Raw genomic sequence first — 19,724 nt, forward strand, 5'->3', positions numbered from 1 at the left:
CTTTATGTCAGTTGCAATTAATGCTTAATTTTATGCCTTGGCCTTGGTTTTACAGCAAAGGCTGTTCACCAACCAAGGCATAACTTGTATTGATTTCAGCGTGTTTTGGCTATTTTTACCAAGTCTTTCATCAGGTTTTTTTCGGCAACAGCCAGTTGTTGTAGTTGTGCAGCGATTGATTGTAAATCCTGTGAGTTTTCTTTCTGGCGGCTGTATTGCACACAATCCAGCGCAAACTGACGCCAGTCATCCCCTATGCTGGTCATCTGTTGTGCCATTTCTGCCAGCACTGGCAGGTTGATCTTTTCGCTGGCTTCCTGCAAAAACGAGCCATACATAAAACGAAAACCAGCTCCCCCAGTGCCAATTTCTTCCTGCATTCGCACAATGTGAGTCAGGTAGAGTCGATTGGCCTTAGCTTGGTGTGGATCGAGAGCCGCTATTTTTTTACTCAAGTGTTTGATACCACTCACACCAATCCAAGGCAGAGGCAGGGAGTCGAGGATGCGGGTAGTGCTGGTAATGCTCTTGGTGATCAGTTTTTTCCAGTCTGGCTCAAGGGGGGAGGTGTCCAGCTGATACATTAAACCCTTGGGTGCCAGTGCACCTCTGGCAAAGCGAGCCCGGTTTAAATCCTCTTGTGGACAACGCACCACCTCTTCCGCTACGGGGTCACTGATTAAGTAGTCCGTACCTTCTTTGCCATAAACCAACAGGTTATGGGCATTAAAATGAAAACGCATCTCCTGAGGAAAGTAGGGTAACCAATACACGGAACATTGCAGGCCAATTAATTTTCCCGCTTCCAAAGATTGATCCAGAGCCATTTGTCCAGCCAGTGGGCTGCGGAATTTTTCAGTATTCAGCTTTACACCCAGCCGCTTACACAGGGTTTTTATAATAAACAGTGGCGGCATACGATAGGCAATCAGGGGCTGTCCACTAATCTTGACCATTGGCAGGTAAGCAAATGCCAGGCCGGAGCCCAAACCAAAAGCCATAGGTTCACTCATCGGTAAACCTGAGTGAGTCAGCAGGCTGGCAATGACACCGGTTTCGCAGTGGGCGCTTTGTTGGTGCTGAAAGCTATTCATGGTTGTCTGTTCTGTAGTTGGATCAGCTCCTGTACGTCCATCCCGAACACCTCGGCATAACGTTGCAGTAACCTTAAGGGTAGTTTTGAATAAACCGAGGGTCGTAAATGGCGGCGGATACGCCACTGCCAGAAGCCAGTTGCCTGGGCAAGACTGGTCAAATCCAGTCGATGTTGGTACATCAGGTATTTTAAAGGAGAAGCCTGACCTTGCTGCCACTCCTGTACAGCAGTCTCTGCCAAAGCTTCCAGCTCACTCACTGCCAGACGGGTCGCATAGGCTTCCGCTTCCCAGCCCTGACTGCCGGTGGGCACATATTGCCCTTGATCATCCACGGCATATAGTAGCTTTTTAATCCCTGCATGAGTGGATTCCTGATCCTGAGGGACTTCATCCTGCCGCATGGTTGGTCACCGTCAGGTGCATAAAAGCACTGGAAAAACGCCCGCTTTCGGGAATGTAACAAAGAAGCTTTTGCTCTGGCTGCAAGCGCCCGGAGTTGAATAACTCTTCCAGCATGATAAAAATGGAAGCCGATCCGGTATTTCCCTTCTGCACCAGATTGGTAAACCAGCGTGACTGAGGAATGGGTAATCCCGCTTTATCCAGCCCATCCTTTAGGCGGTCACGGAAGTATTCAGAGGAGTAATGCGGCAAGAAATAGTCAATATCCTCCGCCACCAAGGGTCTTTTCTGCAGAATACGCTTCAAAGCTTCTTCTACAGTAAGCCGAACAATATTTTCATTCAGTAATTTCACATTCTGTTTAAGCACCATGACCGATTGCTGTGTTCGCTGCTCAGGTGTATGACGCATCCAACCCTTCAGGGAGCCATCTTCTTGCTGTTCGGCACCAGCAAACATACAAGCAGGCATACGGTCAGCAAATGACAGCACGTCAATCCAATCCACACGCAGGCTGATCCCTGTTTGGCGTGGTTTATCCTGCAGCAATACTGCACCGGCTCCATCGGAAAGCATCCAGCGAAGAAAGTCCTTTTCAAAGGCAATTTCTGGCTGCTTTTCCAGTTCGCTTAAACGATGCTCGTATTCATCATTAAAGTTACCAGCGTGCATCAGATTGGAAGCGACCTCCGACCCAGCAGCAACAGCTGTTGCTGCTTGTCCGGTGGCAACTGCCATCCAGGCATATTTAAGTGCGGTAATACCACAAAGACAGATACCTGATGTAGCGACTACTTCACAGGGAGGATTACCCAGCTCACCTTGTACCATCACTGCATGATTGGGTGCAATCTGATCAGGCAGAGAAGTACCCGCTGTCAGGCATTCGATCTGTTCGAGTGAAAAATACTCATCCTGCAAGCCACGAATGGCTTCTGCAGTCAGTTGGGCATTGGTGTAACGTGGTTTTCCAGTCGCAGGATCAATGACGTAATGGCGTTGTTTGATGCCATTGCTGCGCAAGATCAGTTTGCGAGCACGAGAGGGACGCGCACCAACCTGCCCAAGCCGCTGCTCCATTTCATCATTGCTGACCGGATCCAGTGGCATAAAAGCACTGATTTGATTGATATAAACTGTTTGTGTCACGTGTTATCCCGTAGTTTCTCTCTGGATTCACCGGAAGGATCGGCAAAATAGGCTCTGGCTTTGCTCAGTCGCTGACGCAGTAGTGGCCGCAACAAGGCTTTGATGAGTGCACTGATAGGAACTACGGTTAAAATCAGCGTCACCAGAAACACCACATAAATCATCAGCCCCAATCGACGTCCGGTACTACCGGGGGCACCCAGCTTCATCAGCAGACGACTCCAGATTTGAAAGCTGCGGTTGCCAATGTGTTCACTAGCCATCAGCTTTTCATTAATCGTGACGGCACCCAATCCCTGTAGCATTGAGGTGGTGACGGGTGCAGGGTTCTGAGTCAACCGCTGGGCAATAACCACACCAAAGCGTGAGGCCTGATTAATTTGTTGTGCATCAATACCGGCTTTGGGTACCCAGGACCAGGCTTTCTGTTTACCCGTAAACATCCAGAGTGGTGTAGCAATAAAGCTGGCGGCACTTCCACACTGGTCGGTTAATACCAGATTATCAACCAGCCTGGCACCCAGCTGTTGCAGTTGCTGTTTGACTTTTTCCTGCGCTTGTAGCCACATATTACGACAACCTATCACGGTCACCACCGGTGTATCACGGAGCAGGTTTTGTGCTTCGGGGCTTTGCAGGAAACTACTGACAGGAAGAGAAGGCGACAGAAACCAGACCTGATAACACAAAATAATTAAATCATAACGTTGAGAAGTATCAATCGTGTATGGCTTGAGAGCCACAGGCTGCATTTGCACGGTTTCCGGAAAAATTTCAAAAAACTTAACCATAGGCCAGGGAAATGGGAAAGCTTGCTCCGGTTGCAGCTCCAGAAAGTCAACTTTCAGCCCATCCTCTGCAATTAAAGGTGCGCAAATAGAGTCCCGCAATCGACGGGTTTGTCCTGTTTGACTGTAATCAATGACCAGTATCCGACGCATGTATCTTCCTGATTTCCCCTACCAAAAAACCGGCCAATATTGCCATAACGGAGTCACTAAAACCAGACAAGTGGTGTTGCAAAATGTGCTGTTAACGCCTCAGGTGGATCAGATCCAGCTGAATTTCTGTTTGTGCCTGATCATGAACAAAACCACAGTCGGAAGGTACAGGTTCACTTCGTTGTTCCAGCGTGCAAAGGCTAAAACCCACTGGCTCTAGTGGTATACCCCGACGTGAACGTCCCAGTTTGCCATCTCCGTCCAGATCCAGAAAAACACGAATGGCATACTGTCCCTGCGGTACCTGCACAAAACGAAAATAGGGCTCACTTGCAGAAATATCGATTCGAAGCTGCTGTTTGGCTGGGCTCCATTCAGCCTGATCAGCAACCACTAGTTCGGCATAAAGGGGTGCCGAAACAAGTGCATCACCTTTCACCAAGACCAGGATCTCACCTGCCTGCAAGCTGGGCACCATAAATAACACCACTAATAAAAACCATCGGCTCATGTATTGGCTCCGGTTAAATGTTCATAACTGATCAGCACACCTGCTTCAAAAGCACGACACTCTTTCATACCTGTAAATGCTTGTGTATGGCACAAACATAACTGTTGCTGCTGAAAAGTCAGGTGCTGCAAGGCTTGTGTAGCTCCGGTAATGCCAAGTCGTGACGGGGTATTTATATCCAGCGCCAGTGAGGCCATATCCCAGACACTTTTACCCTGCTGTTTTAACCAGGCTTCTCGTGCAGTCCAGTATTTCCAGAACAACTTATGTCCATCCGTTTCATTCAGCTGCAACAAGTGTTTTGTTTCTGCGGCACTGAAATACTCACCAGCCAATCGTTGCCAGCCTGGACGTGGGACTATTTGTTCCATATCACAACCCACAGGGCTGATAGCACCCAAGTACACCGCCAGATGGGTCTTGCTGTGGCTGATATTAAAATCGGGCAGACCGTGCTGCATAAAAAAGGGTTTGCCCATTGTTGTGCAGGTTATTTCTGGCAGAGCATCGGCCTGACCAATAAACCGTAAGTGCTTAAGCATTTTGGTGAGTAACCAACGCCCCGCAGCTGTGGGTGCATCATTCAGTCGCACCACAGCCAGATGACTGTGGTAAGGGTTTAAGACCACCGCCGAAAAACCAATGAGGTGTTAACACCACCAAAAGCAAAGTTGTTTGATTGGAAGTACTCAGCTTGCAGCCTTCTAGGTGTCTGTATTATATGATCCAGCTCACTGCAGGCTGGATCCGGTTCGGTGAGATTAAGTGTTGGTGCAAACCAGCCAGAATGCAGCATCTCCAGTGTTAACCAGGCCTCAATGGCACCACAAGCACCTAACGTGTGCCCAAAATAACTTTTTAATGAGGATATGGGGATATTTGCCCCAAACAGTGCAGCTGTAGCACGACTTTCTGCAAAATCACCAATACTTGTGGCTGTGCCGTGGGCGCTGATGTAGTCCATGGCTGAAGCGGGTAAACCGGCATCCTGCAGTGACATCTCCATACAGGCTTGCATACTGGCTTCCGTCGGCTGGGTGATATGCCGGGCATCACAGTTAGTTCCAAAACCAACCACTTCGGCAAGAATCACTGCACCACGAGCCTGGGCATGTTCCAGGCTTTCCAGAATCAGTGCTGCTGCACCCTCACCAATGACCAGTCCATCCCGTTTCAGATCAAAAGGTCTTGGAGTCAGATGGGGTTGATCATTCATTTGGGTGGTGGCACGCAGGGTGTCAAAAACAGCCGCCTGTGAAGGGCAGAGTTCTTCTGCTCCACCGGCAACCATCACTTGTTGTTTGCCATAACGTATGGCCTCACAGGCATAACCGATTGCCTGACTGCCAGAAGTGCAGGTACTTGATGTAGGGATCAGGCGTCCACGCAAACCAAAAAACAATCCTGTATTGGCGGCAGTGGTATGCGGCATCATCTGCAGATAAGTGGTGCCACCAATATTGCGAGTTGTGTGCTGCTCAAACATTGTGGCCATATCACGAATTGCCGGGGTACTACCTACCGATGAACCAAAAGCGATTCCAGTCTGCCCACTGGTCAGCACCGGATCATCCAGCAGTCCGGCCTGGATTAATGCCAATTCAGAGGCACGGGTGGACAACTGGGAAACCCGCCCCATGGAGCGGACTTTTTTGCGGGTATAGTGGGCCGGTAACTGAAAGTGATCCACCGGTGCTGCCAGCTGGGTATTCAGGCCATTAAAAACAGCCCAGTCCGGCATTTGTCGCACACCATTTTCACCGGCCAGCATCCGGGTAGATATTGTATGCCAGTCATCACCCAGTGAAGTTACACCCCCCATACCGGTTACTACAACACGCTGGATCACATCAGACCTCCGTTGACTGAAATCACTTGTCGTGTGATGTAACCTGCCGCATCGGACATCAGGTAACTGGCAAGGCTTGCTACTTCGTCAGCCTGACCCATACGATTCATGGGAATCGACTGCAGAATACTACTCAAAACCTCTTCATCCATCTGTAACATTTCGGTTTCTATCAGCCCTGGCGCAATACAGTTCACGGTGACTTTTCTTTTTGCCAGTTCGATAGCTAAGGCTTTGGTGGCACCTATAATGCCGGCCTTGGCAGCACTGTAGTTGACCTGTCCCCGATTACCGGCCAGACCAGACACTGAAGACAGGGTGACAATACGCCCACCCTGACGCAGCCTCAGCATTGGCATTACACAGGGCTGCAGGACATTATAAAAACCATCCAGATTGGTATGGATCACCTGGTTCCACTCATTTTCGGTCAATGCCGGGAAAGCCGCATCTTTTGCCATGCCGGCATTACATACAACCCCGTAGTATGCACCATGCGTTTCAAAATCCGCTTCAAGAGCCTCGCGGCATCCGCTGGTACTGGAGATATCAAAACTCAACAGTCGCCCTGAACCACCTGCCTGATGAATCTGCTCCAGTGTTTGTTCACCGCCCTGCTGATCACTGTGGTAGTGCACCACCAGCTCAAAACCATCCTGCGCCAGACGCAACGCAATGGCTCGCCCAATGCCTTTGCTGGCGCCGGTGACCAGTACCGTTCTTTTTTTTGTCATTATCAGTTATCCCTGTTGTTGATCAGGTGTATCGGGAGCAGCATCCGCCTGCCAGGTGTTGACTCGCGCAGAAGCCAGTTCGTGATAACCATCCTTGAGGCTGCATTCAAAACTGCTGAGTTGGCCACTACGCTGAAGTAATTTTGCTTCACAAGTCAACAACAGCCCGGATTTAAAGCTCGGGGTGGTCGTTTTATAAGCTTGGGTTCCCAGCAACATGCCCATTGCAGGTTGTACATCAGTTGAGGGACTGGATGCAGCCTGAGCACCAGATGAAACACCAACGGTTTGAGCCATGATCTCCAGACCAAACCAGGCTGGCAAATCCCCTTGTTGATCCAGAAAAGGTGCCAGCACTCCCTGGTCAGAAACTCGGACTGAGCAGATAACATGATCCGCTGTCATCTGATGCACTGTTTCCAGCATCACCATGGGTGCTTCGTGGGGCAGGTAGTCTTGTGGTTTGAGGTCATTATTCATGGGGTTCACCAAGAATGATGCAGGTATTGTTGCCACCAAAAGCAAAGGAGTTGGACAGGATGTAGCGTTTTTTTAGTTCTGCCGGTTGTAATAACAAACCACAGCGCGGCAGCTCCGGATCCAGGGTTGAATCATCCAGCTGTTGTGGGGGTAACGGCAGATTATGTTCCAGTATCAGCCAAGCCAGAATAGCTTCGTTGATACCTGCCGCACCTAGAGTGTGGCCAGTCAGATGTTTGGTTGAACTGCAGGGCACGGAGGTGCCAAAAATTTCAGCCACCACAGCAGATTCTACCTTGTCATTCAAAGGTGTGGCCGTGCCGTGCAGGTTGATATAACCAATATCCTGTGGCTCCAGTCCTGCATCTGCCAGTGCTTTTCGGATTGCACTGATTGCACCCTTGCCTTCCGGGTGAGGTGCTGACATGTGATGTGCATCAGATGATTCACCACCACCCAGCAATGCCACCCGGCTTTTTTCCCGACTGAGCAGAACCAGCCCTGCAGCCTCACCAATATTGATGCCATCCCGATTCCTGCCAAAAGGTGTACAGGGTTTCAGTGATAAAGAATCCAGACTGAAAAAACCGTTCATGGGCATACGACTGAGGGTGTCAGCACCACCGGCTATCACTGCATCGGCCAACCCGGACTCAATCAGACGCCGCCCAGTCAGAAGTGCTCGGGCACTGGATGAACAGGCGGTTGAGATGGTGAAACAGGCACCCGATAAACCCAGCCATGCAGCCAGAAAACGTGAGGGATCACCCAGTTCCTGCTGTGGATAACAATAGTTGCCCACGGACTCACCACTGAGATGAGCAGCCACAGCCCGGTCACCCTCATCCAGACCAGAAGTACTGGTGCCCATAATCACCGCCACACGATCCTTGCCAAAGCGGGTGATGGCTTCATCCACCTGAGGCTGGATCTGATGTAAAGCAGCCAGCAACAATTGATTATTACGGCTGCGATGCTGAATGAACTGATCCGGAATTTCCGGCAGATCACCCAGTACCTGCCCAACATAGCAAGGCAGACCACCTGTTAACCACTGATCACTGATCTGCATACCCGGCGCAACACCCTGACTCAGGTTGCGTGCAATTTGTTCAGGGGTATTACCCAAGGCATTAAGCATTCCTGCTGCTGAGATATAAATCATGCGCTTCAGTCCAGATTCCTGATGTGAAGTTGGTAGCCAAAATGATGGTGTATTAAACGATAAGGCTCACGGTGATTATTTTCCAACCGATAATCAATTTCCACCACTGGATTACCCAGGGCATCCAGCAGTCGCCGTTGTTCAGCAAGGTTTTCCAGCATCCAGCCCTGCGGCAAAACCTCGTGCCAATTGTTTTGGGGCCAGTAAGCCAGCATCACATCAGATAAAACCTGTACTGCCGGTGGCAAGTGCTCATGATGAATGTGCTGCTCAATATTAATACCCTGTTCATCATAACGCAGGCTGAACAACCGAATACCACTTGGTGTTAAAGCCAGCAACTCCATTTGTTGTTGATGCACAGTTAAAAGCGCCTGAAAACTCTGGCGCCCTGCTTCAGTTTCCACACTCAATAACTGATGGCGGGCAAATGACTCTTGTAAACCGGGGGCAGGTAGTTTTACCCAGGTATCCGCATTCAGGCGGGTCATCTCACTACTCTGTTCTGGCAGACTGCTACAAGCGGATAACTGCGCCATTAAAATCAGCAGGATCAGTATTTTTTTCATGAGATGGATAAAGACTCCGGCTGAGGTGATGCTGCCAGCGGTGACAACAGGAAAGCCACCAGCAGCCCGGTGCCCAGCACCAGACCAAAACTGCTGATGGCCTGAGTGCTGCTGAATACCAGAATTCCCAGCGTCAGCAAGGTTGTACTGGCAGCCAGCAGGGTTGCAAAAAGGGCTGTGGCTGTTGAGCTGCGAGGATTACTGAAGAACAGGGTGTAGTTGATGCCCACACCCAGCACCAGCATCATTGCCAGCAGGGCAAATAGATTAAAACCATAACCAAACAATCCCAGTGCCGCGGGTGCTGCCACCAATGAAAGCAGGGTTGGCACTAAGGTGCGCAGCCCGGCTTTGACACCCAGCAGCAGGATAAAATACACCGCCAGCAACAGCAGTGCGAACAACAACAAGCCTGTTAATATCTGCCGATACTCAGCAAAAATCCGCGTGTAAGAAGAGCGTCGATCCATCAGCACAACCCCTTCGTAGCCTGCAAACTGCTGTTGTAACGCTACTGAATTCACAACACCTGCCAGCGGCAACAACAAACCGGTCAGGTCAGGTTCAGGGCTCAGCAACAGACTTCCCCAAATTCGCCCCGGCGGGCTGGTCAGCCAGAGTTCGGGGGTTAATGGCTGCCAGGCGGCCTGTGTGGTGCTGGATTGTAACAACCCGGCCTGTTGTAAAGCCTGCACCACTTGCGGCTGAAGCGCTTCCAGTGCAGCGGTCTGCTGCTGCTGCCGTTGTAATGATACCAGCGGCAGGCGTTGATATCCGGCCAGAGACTGTTGCTCTACCATTTTATCCAGCAACGGCTCCAGTTTTTCTAGCTTTTCCAGTGCGGCCTGAGGGTGAGTATCAAAAACCAGCAACCAGGTCTGCTCCAGAGGCTGCCCAAGAAGTTTTGCCAGACGTTGTTCCTGCTGCTGCACACTCATTGGAAGATTCTGGAAATCAGCAGGGTCGTCACTGATATGCACACGCAACAGGCCGACCAAAGCCAGCAGCAAGATCCCCAGCGGGACAAGAATCCTCATCGAAGGCCGTTGCCAGAGCACAAGCCAGCGCTGTAATAATGCCACTGCGGGCAATGGACGAACAGCCAGACGGGTGGTCAGTAAAGGCAACCAGAGCAGCACCACCAGGAAAGCCATAATCATGCCGACCACAGAAAAAACTGCCAGCTGTCGAAAGATCAACAGGGGTGGCAACGCCAGCATCAGATAAGCCAGCAGGGTGGTCAATAAGGCTGAAGACAGGGTTGGAAAAGTGACAGCCAGACTTTGTTGCGGCGAACGCTCGGCACCGTGGACTCTTCGCTCCACCAGATAATAAAGTACATAGTCCACCGTAACACCCACCACACTGACACTCATCACCAGTGTCAGCAGATGCAACTCACCAAACAGCAGCAATACAGCCCAGATACCACTCAGCACTCCTGCCGTAATGGATAACAGGCACAAGAATAGCGGCATCAGGGAACGGAAGGTCAGCAGAATTAACAACACCACACCCAACAGAGTCAGACTGCCCAGAGTACGCATATCACCCTGAGCTTGTTCACTGGCATGACTGCTGTAAAAAAGGGTGCCCCGCTCCAGTATTTCACTGTCCGGCCAGTCCTTGAGCCATTGTTCTTTTGCTTGTTGCAACAGGCGGGTTACTTCCTGCGCCTGCTGAATGCTGTAAGAGGAAATATTCAGCTCAGCCTGCAACAGATACCATGCATTGCCAGATTCATCCCTGACCAAAGGCCAGTTTTGCCGTAGTTCAAATTTTTGCCCGGTTGTTGATGCACCCTGCAGACTCCGCATCAATAACAAAGGATCCTGCTGTAGTTCACGCAGACTGACACCGGCAAAAGGTGAATAAAACTGGCTTAATACCCAGCGCACATAATGCTCCGAACCCTTTTCCATTCGCTGCAGGGTCTGATCATCCAGCAAGGCGGGAGCATAATTGTGAAAATACTCCGACCACCGGGTTTGTTCATTTAAATCCAGAGCGCCTCTGACTTTGTTCAACTGCGGCAGATCATTCAAAACCTGTTGCCAGGCGTCAGCTGCAGCAACCTTGTGTTGATCTGACCTCACCAGCCAGATCAACTGACGATCCAGTTGTGTCATCAGTTCCTGCTGTAATTGCTCCGGCACCCCTTGCTCCAGATTATTCGGCAGCAATGCCAGAATGCTGGTATTAATCTGCCCACGCTGATACAAAAAAGGCAAAGTCAGACACATGACCAACAATAATGTCAGCAGCAACCAGGCCAGCAAACGCTGATGTTTATGGATAAAAAAGAGCACGTTCTTCTTCCGTCAGGGGTTCATCACTTAACTGGTGCCCGGTAAAACGGATCAGAGTGGTGTCCCCATCGGTGTCTTTCATCAATAACTGTTTGACCACCTCGCCCCCCATCAGCTCAAAGTGCAAAAACAGCTGATTCAGTGGTGCTGCCTGAGGTTTTAGCCGTAATGCCCAGTCTCCATCCGCAGCGGGCAAAGCGGTTAACTCAAAGTGTTGTGCCAGGGCTTGTAAATCAACCAACAGCAGATCACGCAATAATCGCTGGAACTGCTGCATACGTGGATCACCTGCGGCAGTCATGGGTTGTGCAGCCTCACCTTCCACCTGTTGCAACATCAGGGTATCCGTTAACAACAATGTCATGCCAAATGGCTGCTGCTGTTGCCACCAGATGCCTTCATCTCGTCCCAGCAAGAGGTGACCACTGGAGTGAAGGGCAACCGGCAAAGCACTCAGTTGTCGTTCCTGGGTGAACTCAGCTCGCAATTGGGAAAAGCCACGCAGGTTTGTTGAAATCTGATCCAGTGCAAGGCTTGACCCCGTCGAAAACAACAACACAAGCAGCAACCAGGTGCGAATCATCTTGGCAGTCCCATACGTTCAAACAGGATATCGGGTGAAACAAAGAGCATTTCTTTTTTTGCTGCATCCACAGCAACTTGAATGGTCCAGGCTTCGGTGGTTTTTTTGCCGGTGGCTACATCAAAGAGTTTGTAACCAATCTTTAAACGATTTTCATACTCCAGCAGAAAAGCAACCACCCGGATTTTTTGTTCAAAACAAACGGCACCGGAATACTTGACTCGTGTATCAATGATTGGCCACATGTGTCCATGTTCACGCATTTCGCGATAGCCGTAACCCAGTTGTCGGAGCAGTTTTTCTCTGGCTATTTCCAAATAACGAAAGTAATTACCGTGCCAGACGACTTCCATGGAGTCCACGTCATGAAAAGCAATATCAATTTCCACTTCAGCCTGAAAACGCGGATCATCAAGTAGGGGGTTGCTGTTCTTCATCTGCTTTCCTGTCCGGGAGTTCCCAGAAATTATAAAAATTGAACCAATCCAGCGGTGACTGAAGGCAATAATGCTCCAAACGTGAAGCGTAATAATCAACCGACTGCTGTAAGGCTTCCTGACGTCGCGCCCTGGGTAAAAGCAGGGGATCTGCAAACATTTCACAGTAAATCTTCAGCTCATTTTTTTGCTTGAGAGCAAACATCAGATAAACCGGACATTTTAATAGTGAGGCCAGAATAAAAGGGCCCTGAGGGAAAGGGGCTGGTTGCCCAAGAAAATCACTCCAGATCAGCCGCTCGGTGCGTGCGGCTGCATTGGTTTCCAGCGCAATTCGATCCCCCACAATAGCCACCCAGTCACCGGCATCAATTTTTTCTTTCAGAAAAATGGCGGTTTCTGGCCCCAGGGTGTCCACCTGAATCAAATTAACTCCTGCATCAGGATTAACTTCCTGCAATAACTGGCTGAAACCTTGCGCATGTTTATTAAAAACCAGTGCATGAACCCTGAAGCCGGGACGTTGTTGTGACAATGCTCGGCAGACCTCAATATCACCCAGATGAGAACCGAGAATCAGACAGCCCTTTTGACCATCTGGTAACGGGCAGGAAGGGCTGTCCGAGGCATAATCCACATGCTTGCCAAGCTGCAGATCTCCATGCCAACCGGCCAGTTTATCCAGTATTGCATGAGCAAAACGCAGAAAGTGCTGATAACTGGATAGTGTGGTTGGCAGCTCTAGCCCTTTTTTGGCTGCGGTCTGCCGAATTTTCTGGATATATTGCTGCGAGGCACGACGCTGCACCTGCCCGGTTAGCAAAAAAATTCCGGCAACTGGGTAAAGTATCAAGCTGATAAAACGGTAACCCAGCAGCCGATAAACACTGAACAACCACCTCAACCAGGTGAGTCCCTTGCGCTCGGGAAGGTTTGCCCAATGTTCAGCCACTTTGCCTCCCGCGTCTGAACAGCAACATGGGCACGCGCCACACCATTCCTATGAGCAGCCTGATATGCAACCTTGCCATCAGCAGGTTGTCCTCCAGCATTCTAAAATTGGAGATGCCTTGTTCAGGATAAATGACTGCAACTGGCACAAACAGGCTGGGTGTTCCGGACCAGTAGAGTCGCACCATAATTTCTGTATCAAAATCCATCCGCGCACCTGGCTGAGGTACTGCCAGAGAAGCAGCCACCGGATACACGCGGAATCCACACATGCTGTCAATAATGGACAAGGACAGGGTTTCAACCCAGACCAGAGCATGTGTTATATAACGACCATAAAGGCGAGAAGGTGGAACACTGGCATCATAAACCGGACGCCCAGAAATCAGGCAATCAGGATGTCTGGCAGCTAACTCCAGCAATTCGCCTGCTTTTTCTATTTCATGCTGACCATCTGCATCAACCTGCAAGACGTGGGTATAACCCAGTTTAGCTGCTTCTTTAATACCCAGCATTACCGCAACACCCTTGCCCTGATTCTGCTCCAGGCGCAGCAAGGTCACATCATCAGCCTGGCTACAAAATACATCCAGCTGTGCACTGCTGTGATGATCACTGCCATCATCCACCACCAGACAATGCAGGTTAAATGGACGCAAACGCTCCACGACTGAGGCTAGGGTGGCGCCATGATTAAAGCAGGGAATCACCGCGCAAGGTTTGAATGTTTCCGGAAAGATCACAGTGAAAACCTGATTTTGCCACTGCTGACGGGTAACAGATCGGCAGTTGGCTGGACTGAAAAATAAGAAAATTTAAGCAGTTCTTTTTCTGCCGACCACTGCAGGTTCAGTTCCAGTGTCTGCCCATGAGTAACCGGGCTCTGAAATTTGATCGCCTGCATGGCAACAAACTGGCCATTTAAACCAAGATGCTCACGAGCGTAATGAACAGCCCAGTGTATCTGAGCAACACCTGGCAGCACTGGCTGTCCGGGAAAGTGTCCCTTGAACCAGAAGAGTTGAGGTTCAAGTAGCAGCTGTAATTTTGCTGTATCAGGTGAAGGAGTTGAGCACTCAAGCTTTATCGGTAGCATGGTCAAAAAGCTCCTTTAACAAAGGCTGGGACATTTTCCCCATCGAGTTGATGGGCAACTCATTTACAAAGCGCCAGTTTTTTGGAATGGCTACTGGCTCCAGCCAACCATGCAACATCTCTCTTAACCCGGCAGCAAATCGGCCTGGAGTGAGTGTGGCTTGTTGCGCCAGGCCTTCAGCACTAAGAATGATCACTGCACCAAGACGAGCCCGCTGAGGGTTTTCCAGCAACACTACGGCGGCATCTGCAACTTGTGGTAAGGCTCTTAGCCGTTGCTCCACTTCATCCAGAGAAATACGCTTTTCTTCTATTTTTACGGTTCGATCAAGACGTCCACAGATCTGAAACTGCCCCTTGTCATTAAAAATCAGTTGATCATTCACGGGATAACCGCTGGAATCTTCTATCAAGGGAGAGAAAACCCGTCCAGGTTGTTCTTCTGTGCCTGATTCAAAATGAACACCTATAAATGGGGTCCAAGCAGGGTTTTCCGTATCCCTGTACCGCCATGCCAACACACCTGTTTCTGTACTGCCATAAATTTCGGTTACAGTGCACTGGGTCCACTGCTGTACACGCTGAGCATCGGGCCAGGGTAATACTCCACCGGCAGAAACCAGGCCAGCACAGTGGCAAATATCCAGATCAACATCCAGTCTTTTGATAAATGCCGGGCTGGTAATCAGCAAGGTTGCCGGTGTGACATTAATTGCCAGCTCTTCTTGGTAGGTTTTCATCCGAGTATCAAAAGGAATACCAAGAGAAAGCGGCAACCACAACCGGAATGTTAAGCCATACAGATGCTGGTGTGTCACTGTTGCTTGCACCTGATCAAATACAGCCTGCCTAGAAAAAAGAGATACAAGCCATCTTGCTTCTGCGTCCATCGCAGCTAGGCTTTTGGTGATTTTTTTGGGTTGCCCAGTGGAGCCTGAAGTAAACAAGGTTAGTGTGGCATCTGGAGAAATGGGCAATAGCTCTACTGGTGTGGCACTTTCCAACACTTCCAGTAGTCTGACAGTTGGGCTCAACAAGTTCAGTGATAGGTCTGTCAGCACTGCATCATAGTGTTGTTGCTGCTCATTCAAGGGGCCATCTAGGCAGTGTCCGGGAATGACCGGGGTTTTACGACTGTGCAACAATGCCAACAAAGCCACCAGAAAAAGACCGCTATCCTCAAAACACAGTGCCCAGCGAGTTTCTTGGCGTGGCTGCAGAAAACCAACCAGTTGCCCGACCTGTTCTCTGAGCTGTTCCAGGGATAAGTATTCAGATCCCTGGCGAGCTATTCTGATTGCAGGATCACGAGTTTCATCCAGCCACCGTCCGACAGGTATCAGGACAGAGGGTTCGTTGCTTTCCGGTTGCGTACTTTTCTTCTGACAATCCATTCAACACCCATCATCAAGGCAATCAACAGGTAGCTGATAAAGCCGTTATACAAGGCCCAAAGCCGCACATCCTGCAATAACACCGTAACCAGTGCTATGCTGCCATTCAGTATAAAAAACACACACCAGGCCTGTGTCACTCGCCGTGTGTAACTAACCCCATCGGCGGGCAGGTCGGGTTCTCGGAGCCGTGCCAGCCGTTCAACCAGCGATTGTTCTGTCAGCAGCGAAGTGGCAAACAACAGCAGAAAGATACCATTAACTGCTACCGGGTAATAAAGCAGCAAAGCCTGGCGCTCCAGCAACAGGCTGGCAGAAACCAGCAGAACACCAACTACAGCCCCTAGCTGCCCAATTTTTTGCAGCTCGGGTAATAGATTACGTAACAGGGAAAAGCGCAAGCCAAACAACACCACCAGAACAAAACCAAGCAACATATGCTGCCCGCTTGATAACCCAAACCAGACTAGGAATGGATAGAGTGCCAGCAGCAAGATACTGAAAAACTTTAACCCCGCTGGAACAGGTAAAGCCATCAGGCCTTTCCATCACCCTGCAGTTTTTGCACTACTGCAATCAGATCTGCAACAGTGACTACAGCCCGGAATTCTTCAGGGTTGATTTTCTGTCCTGTTTCTTTCTGCAAATGAACTGTCATATCAACTGCATCAATGGAATCCAGTTCCAAGTCTGCATACAAACGTGCTTCAGGAGTGACATCGGTTGCGGGAATATCAAACATCCGCTGGAACAGTTCTGCAATATATTGCAGCGCTTCCTGTTGATTCATCTCAGGCATAATAGGTGTCCAGGTTCAGGCGCTTTTCTGATTCTGGCTGATGAAGTCAGCCAAGGTTGTAACGGAATAAAAATGCTGGCGAGTTTCTTCACTCTCTGTTGACAGAACTAGCCCAAAACGACTTTTTAAAGCCAGCCCCAATTCAAGAGCATCTATGGAATCCAGTCCCAGACCAGTACCAAACAAAGGAGCATCTGAGTCAATATCCGCGACCTCTACATCTTCAAGGCAGAGGGATTCAATAATCATTTTTTTTACTTCAGCTTTAAGGTTTTCCATTTTTGCACTTATGTTTGTCTGTCGAAGGTTAATGACTGCGTTAGCGAGGCTGTCAGCCTCCTTGCTGCCAGTGAAGGCACGCCTTGCGCTTGCTCAAGAAAGGGCTTTGGAGACACCCTATCCAGCACATCAATTTTAAACACGGGTTTTTGCGGGGGAACCTTATACCATTTGCTTTTTTTACTCAATAAGGTTTCCGTACAGCTGATTTGAATCAATCTCATATCACAGGGAACACGTACAGCAATGTTTGCAGCACCTCTCTGAAGCCTAGGTTGCTGGTCAGGTTCCGTGCGGGTTCCCTCAGGAAAAATCACAATAACTCCACCAGCGGCAAGACGTTCACTACAAGCAGAAACCAACAAATTTCCTTCTGAGTTAATCAGATAACCTGCCGATTTAACCGCGCCGGAAAGAAAAAAATTATTCAACAAACCCGCTTTTACAATACAGTCGGCATGGGGTAAGAGTGATGTAATCAACACATAATCAATCAAGGTGGGATGATTAGCCAAGATCAGGCAGCCTTGATCTGTCCGCAGTTTTTCCGCTCCCTTGATCTGGTAGTCCAATGCACCGATACCCCTCGCCACCTCCAGAAAAAAACGAAAACAGGCGCTGATACTGGATCTTGCCCTACGTTGACGCTCTGCAGGATTACGAATTACCAGAAATAACAGCCGAAACCAGATCAATGACAAAAGAAAACTGCCAACACCAAAGAGCACAAAACAAAACCCGGTTGCCAGCACTCGCCAGAAACGATTGATTGTTTTTCCAAGCGCTTGTGATCTTTCGTGCAGCAGGGTCATTGCTAAGTCCATTGCCACCTGTTTTGCTCCCCGTCCAAAGTAAATGTTTTGCACCCTTGCAACCAGTTACGCAGAAAAGCAAGGCTTTGTGGTGTGTCAGAATGCTGTCTTGACTCAGCTTGAGCGGATTCACAGCTCAACTCATTACCTACTTCCAGTACCAGACCCACCGCATAGGGGTAACAGGGTAGATCGTCCGGTAGGTGGTTCAGGTAAAAGTCCGGAATTGAACTGTCATAATCCACCAGTAATACCTGCTGGTGGCCATCTGCCAACAACAGGTAGCTTTCAATTAATGCCTGCTGAAAGCTATCAATACCGGCTGAGATAGCGGTTGATGTCAGCTCGGCATCGGCTGTGATGGTTAGTGTTCCCACCGCTGCATTGTGTACCGACATGGCAAATACCGTCGGGGACTGTTCCTGCTGTTGGTGCAGGGTTTCCAGTATCCGGTAATTTTTTTCCAGCTCACCATGGCGGCTGGAAAAAACCAGGGCATCAACAGCATGTCGCTGCATCAACTCTAGCCCCACGTCTACAGCAATTCGACTACCCGCACTCAAGCGACGCGCCATCATCATGGGCAGGAACTGGCATTTACGTAAAGCACCAGCAGGATCAATTGGTCGGGATGCCTCTGCCCAGGATTGCCATTCAGTCTGACTATCCAGACCAGGTGCTAGAGCCAGCCAGTCACGGACACCTATTGAAAACTTCATGGCTTTATTTTTTCCTGCAGATCATCAGGCTGTGCCCAAGGCCCAGTCCATCCACCCGCTTTTCTATTTCAAATCCGGCTGCTTGGATACAACGATCAAAAGCCTCTGCACTGTAAAACCGGCTATTACCATTGGCCATTGCAGTAAAGTACAACGAACTGGCATTCAGACTCAGTGCACCAGCCTCGAACTGCTGGCAATTCCAGAGGGTTTCCAGAATACAAACCCGTGCATCAGGCTTGGCAGCTGCATGGATTTTGCTCAGGATTGCAATGATCTGCTCTTCACTGAAACAATCCAAGAACTGGCTCATCCACCAGACATCAGCCTCACCGGGTAAAGGTGCGTCACCGAGCAAATTCACCGGATGCCCTTTAATGCGATGTGACAAACCTTTTTCTGCAATATTACTTTCTGCCAGGGTGATCTGTTGTGGCAAATCCAGAATGGTGACCTGTACATCCGGATCATAAGCACAACACCGCAGTGACCATTTGCCTGTGTTGCCACCTACGTCATAAAGATGTGCAGGCTTCAGGGCAAACACATGCGGCAGGGCGGCACCAAATGCAGCATCAGAATAAAAATGGTCATAAGCAAACCAACTGCTGCGAGCCGGTTCAGGTAATGAGCTTAAAGCAGGGTAAATGGTGTCCCACTGACCAAACACTGCTAGTCCCGCTGGACGTGTTTCCTGCAGGGATTCTCGTAACGCAGCCAATCCTTGATAACAAACATCCTGAGTAAAATCCATATTGATGCGAGTCATTTTGTCATGCAACAGGTAATAGCCAGCTTTACCCAGATAATAACGACCATCATTTAGATACAACAGATGCACACTCATGCCTACATCAAGCAATAATTCAGTGGCATAAGATGAGAGAGGGGAAGCTGCAAGCACCTCATCAAAAGCGGCACCTTTCTTACCTTGTTGATCCAGATAAGCCAAGATGCCTTGATCGCGCAGATTCACCGCTGCTTGAAATAGCATTGGTGCAAAGGCAATTTTTTGTGCTTCTGTTATGGCTTCCAACGCAGACAGCTTGTCACTGTCATACCCATAATGGGCAGGGATTTTGATTGTCATTACAAGTCCATTCAATATTCGTCTGACCACCCCTGAAGCTGGGGTGGCCGCTCCAATCAATTAAAGGTGCGACTTTATATCATTGGAAAGAGTGATAACCCAGTTATTATAATTACGATGAATGGTGTTTCTGGCTTCATTGTAATTTAACTCTCGACTATCTCGATATTTAATTGAAAAGGTTTCTACCGTGTAAGTGATGGATACCTCAGCATAGTGGCGGTTTCTAACCAGAATGCTGGCAATCAACTCGTTACCCTGTCCCGGCGCTACAGTCCAACCACGTTGTCTTGCCGCAGTGGCAATCCCATCTCGAACCTGCTCAATTGTACGCTGACTCCCATCCAGTTTTGCCGGAA

At 49.5% G+C, this 19,724-nt stretch carries 25 protein-coding genes; all 25 read right to left on the reverse strand.

Annotation, left to right across the window (positions count from 1 at the left end; genetic code table 11):
• Positions 1-95: 95 nt before the first annotated feature.
• Complete coding sequence (locus IBX50_RS09055; RefSeq protein ID WP_292255193.1) at positions 96-1,094, reverse strand: BtrH N-terminal domain-containing protein; 999 nt, start codon at positions 1,092-1,094, stop codon at positions 96-98.
• The gene (locus IBX50_RS09060) at positions 1,091-1,498 is read right to left on the reverse strand and encodes a hypothetical protein (RefSeq protein WP_292255194.1); all 408 of its coding nucleotides are present in this window, start codon (positions 1,496-1,498) and stop codon (positions 1,091-1,093) included. Before IBX50_RS09060 ends, IBX50_RS09055 begins: the two co-directional genes overlap by 4 nt.
• Positions 1,485-2,648 (reverse strand): beta-ketoacyl-ACP synthase III, encoded by a 1,164-nt coding sequence (locus IBX50_RS09065; protein ID WP_292255196.1) that lies wholly within the window; start codon positions 2,646-2,648, stop codon positions 1,485-1,487. Before IBX50_RS09065 ends, IBX50_RS09060 begins: the two co-directional genes overlap by 14 nt.
• Positions 2,645-3,589 (reverse strand): dialkylrecorsinol condensing enzyme, encoded by a 945-nt coding sequence (locus IBX50_RS09070; RefSeq protein WP_292255198.1) that lies wholly within the window; start codon positions 3,587-3,589, stop codon positions 2,645-2,647. Before IBX50_RS09070 ends, IBX50_RS09065 begins: the two co-directional genes overlap by 4 nt.
• A gap of 91 nt (positions 3,590-3,680) precedes the next feature.
• Positions 3,681-4,100, reverse strand: coding sequence for a DUF2141 domain-containing protein (locus IBX50_RS09075; protein WP_292255200.1), 420 nt, complete (start codon positions 4,098-4,100; stop codon positions 3,681-3,683).
• Positions 4,097-4,729, reverse strand: coding sequence for a 4'-phosphopantetheinyl transferase superfamily protein (locus tag IBX50_RS09080; protein WP_292255201.1), 633 nt, complete (start codon positions 4,727-4,729; stop codon positions 4,097-4,099). Before IBX50_RS09080 ends, IBX50_RS09075 begins: the two co-directional genes overlap by 4 nt.
• Positions 4,720-5,949 carry a beta-ketoacyl-ACP synthase gene (locus IBX50_RS09085; RefSeq protein ID WP_292255203.1) on the reverse strand — a complete coding sequence of 410 codons (1,230 nt, stop codon included), beginning with the start codon at positions 5,947-5,949 and terminating at the stop codon, positions 4,720-4,722. The genes IBX50_RS09080 and IBX50_RS09085 overlap by 10 nt, the downstream gene beginning before the upstream one ends.
• Positions 5,946-6,683, reverse strand: coding sequence for a 3-ketoacyl-ACP reductase FabG2 (locus IBX50_RS09090; protein WP_292255205.1), 738 nt, complete (start codon positions 6,681-6,683; stop codon positions 5,946-5,948). The genes IBX50_RS09085 and IBX50_RS09090 overlap by 4 nt, the downstream gene beginning before the upstream one ends.
• A 6-nt stretch (positions 6,684-6,689) precedes the next feature.
• Positions 6,690-7,163 (reverse strand): 3-hydroxy-fatty acyl-ACP dehydratase, encoded by a 474-nt coding sequence (locus IBX50_RS09095; protein WP_292255206.1) that lies wholly within the window; start codon positions 7,161-7,163, stop codon positions 6,690-6,692.
• Positions 7,156-8,328, reverse strand: coding sequence for a beta-ketoacyl-[acyl-carrier-protein] synthase family protein (locus IBX50_RS09100; protein WP_292255207.1), 1,173 nt, complete (start codon positions 8,326-8,328; stop codon positions 7,156-7,158). Before IBX50_RS09100 ends, IBX50_RS09095 begins: the two co-directional genes overlap by 8 nt.
• A 5-nt stretch (positions 8,329-8,333) precedes the next feature.
• Entirely contained in the window at positions 8,334-8,897 is a 564-nt protein-coding gene (locus IBX50_RS09105) for a DUF3261 domain-containing protein (protein WP_292255208.1), read from the reverse strand.
• Positions 8,894-11,206, reverse strand: a complete 2,313-nt coding sequence (locus IBX50_RS09110) for an MMPL family transporter (protein WP_292255209.1) — start codon at positions 11,204-11,206, stop codon at positions 8,894-8,896. Before IBX50_RS09110 ends, IBX50_RS09105 begins: the two co-directional genes overlap by 4 nt.
• Positions 11,187-11,789, reverse strand: a complete 603-nt coding sequence (locus IBX50_RS09115; RefSeq protein WP_292255211.1) for an outer membrane lipoprotein carrier protein LolA — start codon at positions 11,787-11,789, stop codon at positions 11,187-11,189. Before IBX50_RS09115 ends, IBX50_RS09110 begins: the two co-directional genes overlap by 20 nt.
• Positions 11,786-12,226 (reverse strand): thioesterase family protein, encoded by a 441-nt coding sequence (locus tag IBX50_RS09120; RefSeq protein WP_292255212.1) that lies wholly within the window; start codon positions 12,224-12,226, stop codon positions 11,786-11,788. The genes IBX50_RS09115 and IBX50_RS09120 overlap by 4 nt, the downstream gene beginning before the upstream one ends.
• Positions 12,201-13,178, reverse strand: a complete 978-nt coding sequence (locus IBX50_RS09125) for a hypothetical protein (RefSeq protein WP_292255213.1) — start codon at positions 13,176-13,178, stop codon at positions 12,201-12,203. The genes IBX50_RS09120 and IBX50_RS09125 overlap by 26 nt, the downstream gene beginning before the upstream one ends.
• Positions 13,171-13,920 (reverse strand): glycosyltransferase family 2 protein, encoded by a 750-nt coding sequence (locus tag IBX50_RS09130; RefSeq protein WP_292255214.1) that lies wholly within the window; start codon positions 13,918-13,920, stop codon positions 13,171-13,173. The genes IBX50_RS09125 and IBX50_RS09130 overlap by 8 nt, the downstream gene beginning before the upstream one ends.
• Positions 13,917-14,273, reverse strand: a complete 357-nt coding sequence (locus IBX50_RS09135; RefSeq protein ID WP_292255215.1) for a hypothetical protein — start codon at positions 14,271-14,273, stop codon at positions 13,917-13,919. Before IBX50_RS09135 ends, IBX50_RS09130 begins: the two co-directional genes overlap by 4 nt.
• Positions 14,254-15,666: an AMP-binding protein gene (locus tag IBX50_RS09140; protein WP_292255216.1), complete on the reverse strand. Its 1,413-nt coding sequence runs from the start codon at positions 15,664-15,666 to the stop codon at positions 14,254-14,256. Before IBX50_RS09140 ends, IBX50_RS09135 begins: the two co-directional genes overlap by 20 nt.
• Positions 15,612-16,202, reverse strand: coding sequence for a hypothetical protein (locus IBX50_RS09145; protein ID WP_292255218.1), 591 nt, complete (start codon positions 16,200-16,202; stop codon positions 15,612-15,614). The genes IBX50_RS09140 and IBX50_RS09145 overlap by 55 nt, the downstream gene beginning before the upstream one ends.
• The gene (locus tag IBX50_RS09150) at positions 16,202-16,465 is read right to left on the reverse strand and encodes an acyl carrier protein (RefSeq protein WP_292255219.1); all 264 of its coding nucleotides are present in this window, start codon (positions 16,463-16,465) and stop codon (positions 16,202-16,204) included. The genes IBX50_RS09145 and IBX50_RS09150 overlap by 1 nt, the downstream gene beginning before the upstream one ends.
• Before the next feature lie 15 nt (positions 16,466-16,480).
• Positions 16,481-16,744 carry a phosphopantetheine-binding protein gene (locus tag IBX50_RS09155; RefSeq protein ID WP_292255220.1) on the reverse strand — a complete coding sequence of 88 codons (264 nt, stop codon included), beginning with the start codon at positions 16,742-16,744 and terminating at the stop codon, positions 16,481-16,483.
• A gap of 8 nt (positions 16,745-16,752) precedes the next feature.
• Complete coding sequence (locus IBX50_RS09160; RefSeq protein ID WP_292255221.1) at positions 16,753-17,556, reverse strand: lysophospholipid acyltransferase family protein; 804 nt, start codon at positions 17,554-17,556, stop codon at positions 16,753-16,755.
• A gap of 2 nt (positions 17,557-17,558) precedes the next feature.
• Positions 17,559-18,275, reverse strand: a complete 717-nt coding sequence (locus IBX50_RS09165) for a beta-ketoacyl synthase chain length factor (RefSeq protein WP_292255222.1) — start codon at positions 18,273-18,275, stop codon at positions 17,559-17,561.
• Between the two features lie 4 nt (positions 18,276-18,279).
• Positions 18,280-19,365 carry a methyltransferase gene (locus tag IBX50_RS09170; protein ID WP_292255223.1) on the reverse strand — a complete coding sequence of 362 codons (1,086 nt, stop codon included), beginning with the start codon at positions 19,363-19,365 and terminating at the stop codon, positions 18,280-18,282.
• Between the two features lie 60 nt (positions 19,366-19,425).
• Positions 19,426-19,724 (reverse strand): hypothetical protein (locus tag IBX50_RS09175; RefSeq protein WP_292255225.1); only part of this gene is annotated, 299 nt, incomplete at its 5' end.

It is taken from the genome of Marinospirillum sp. (assembly GCF_014859565.1).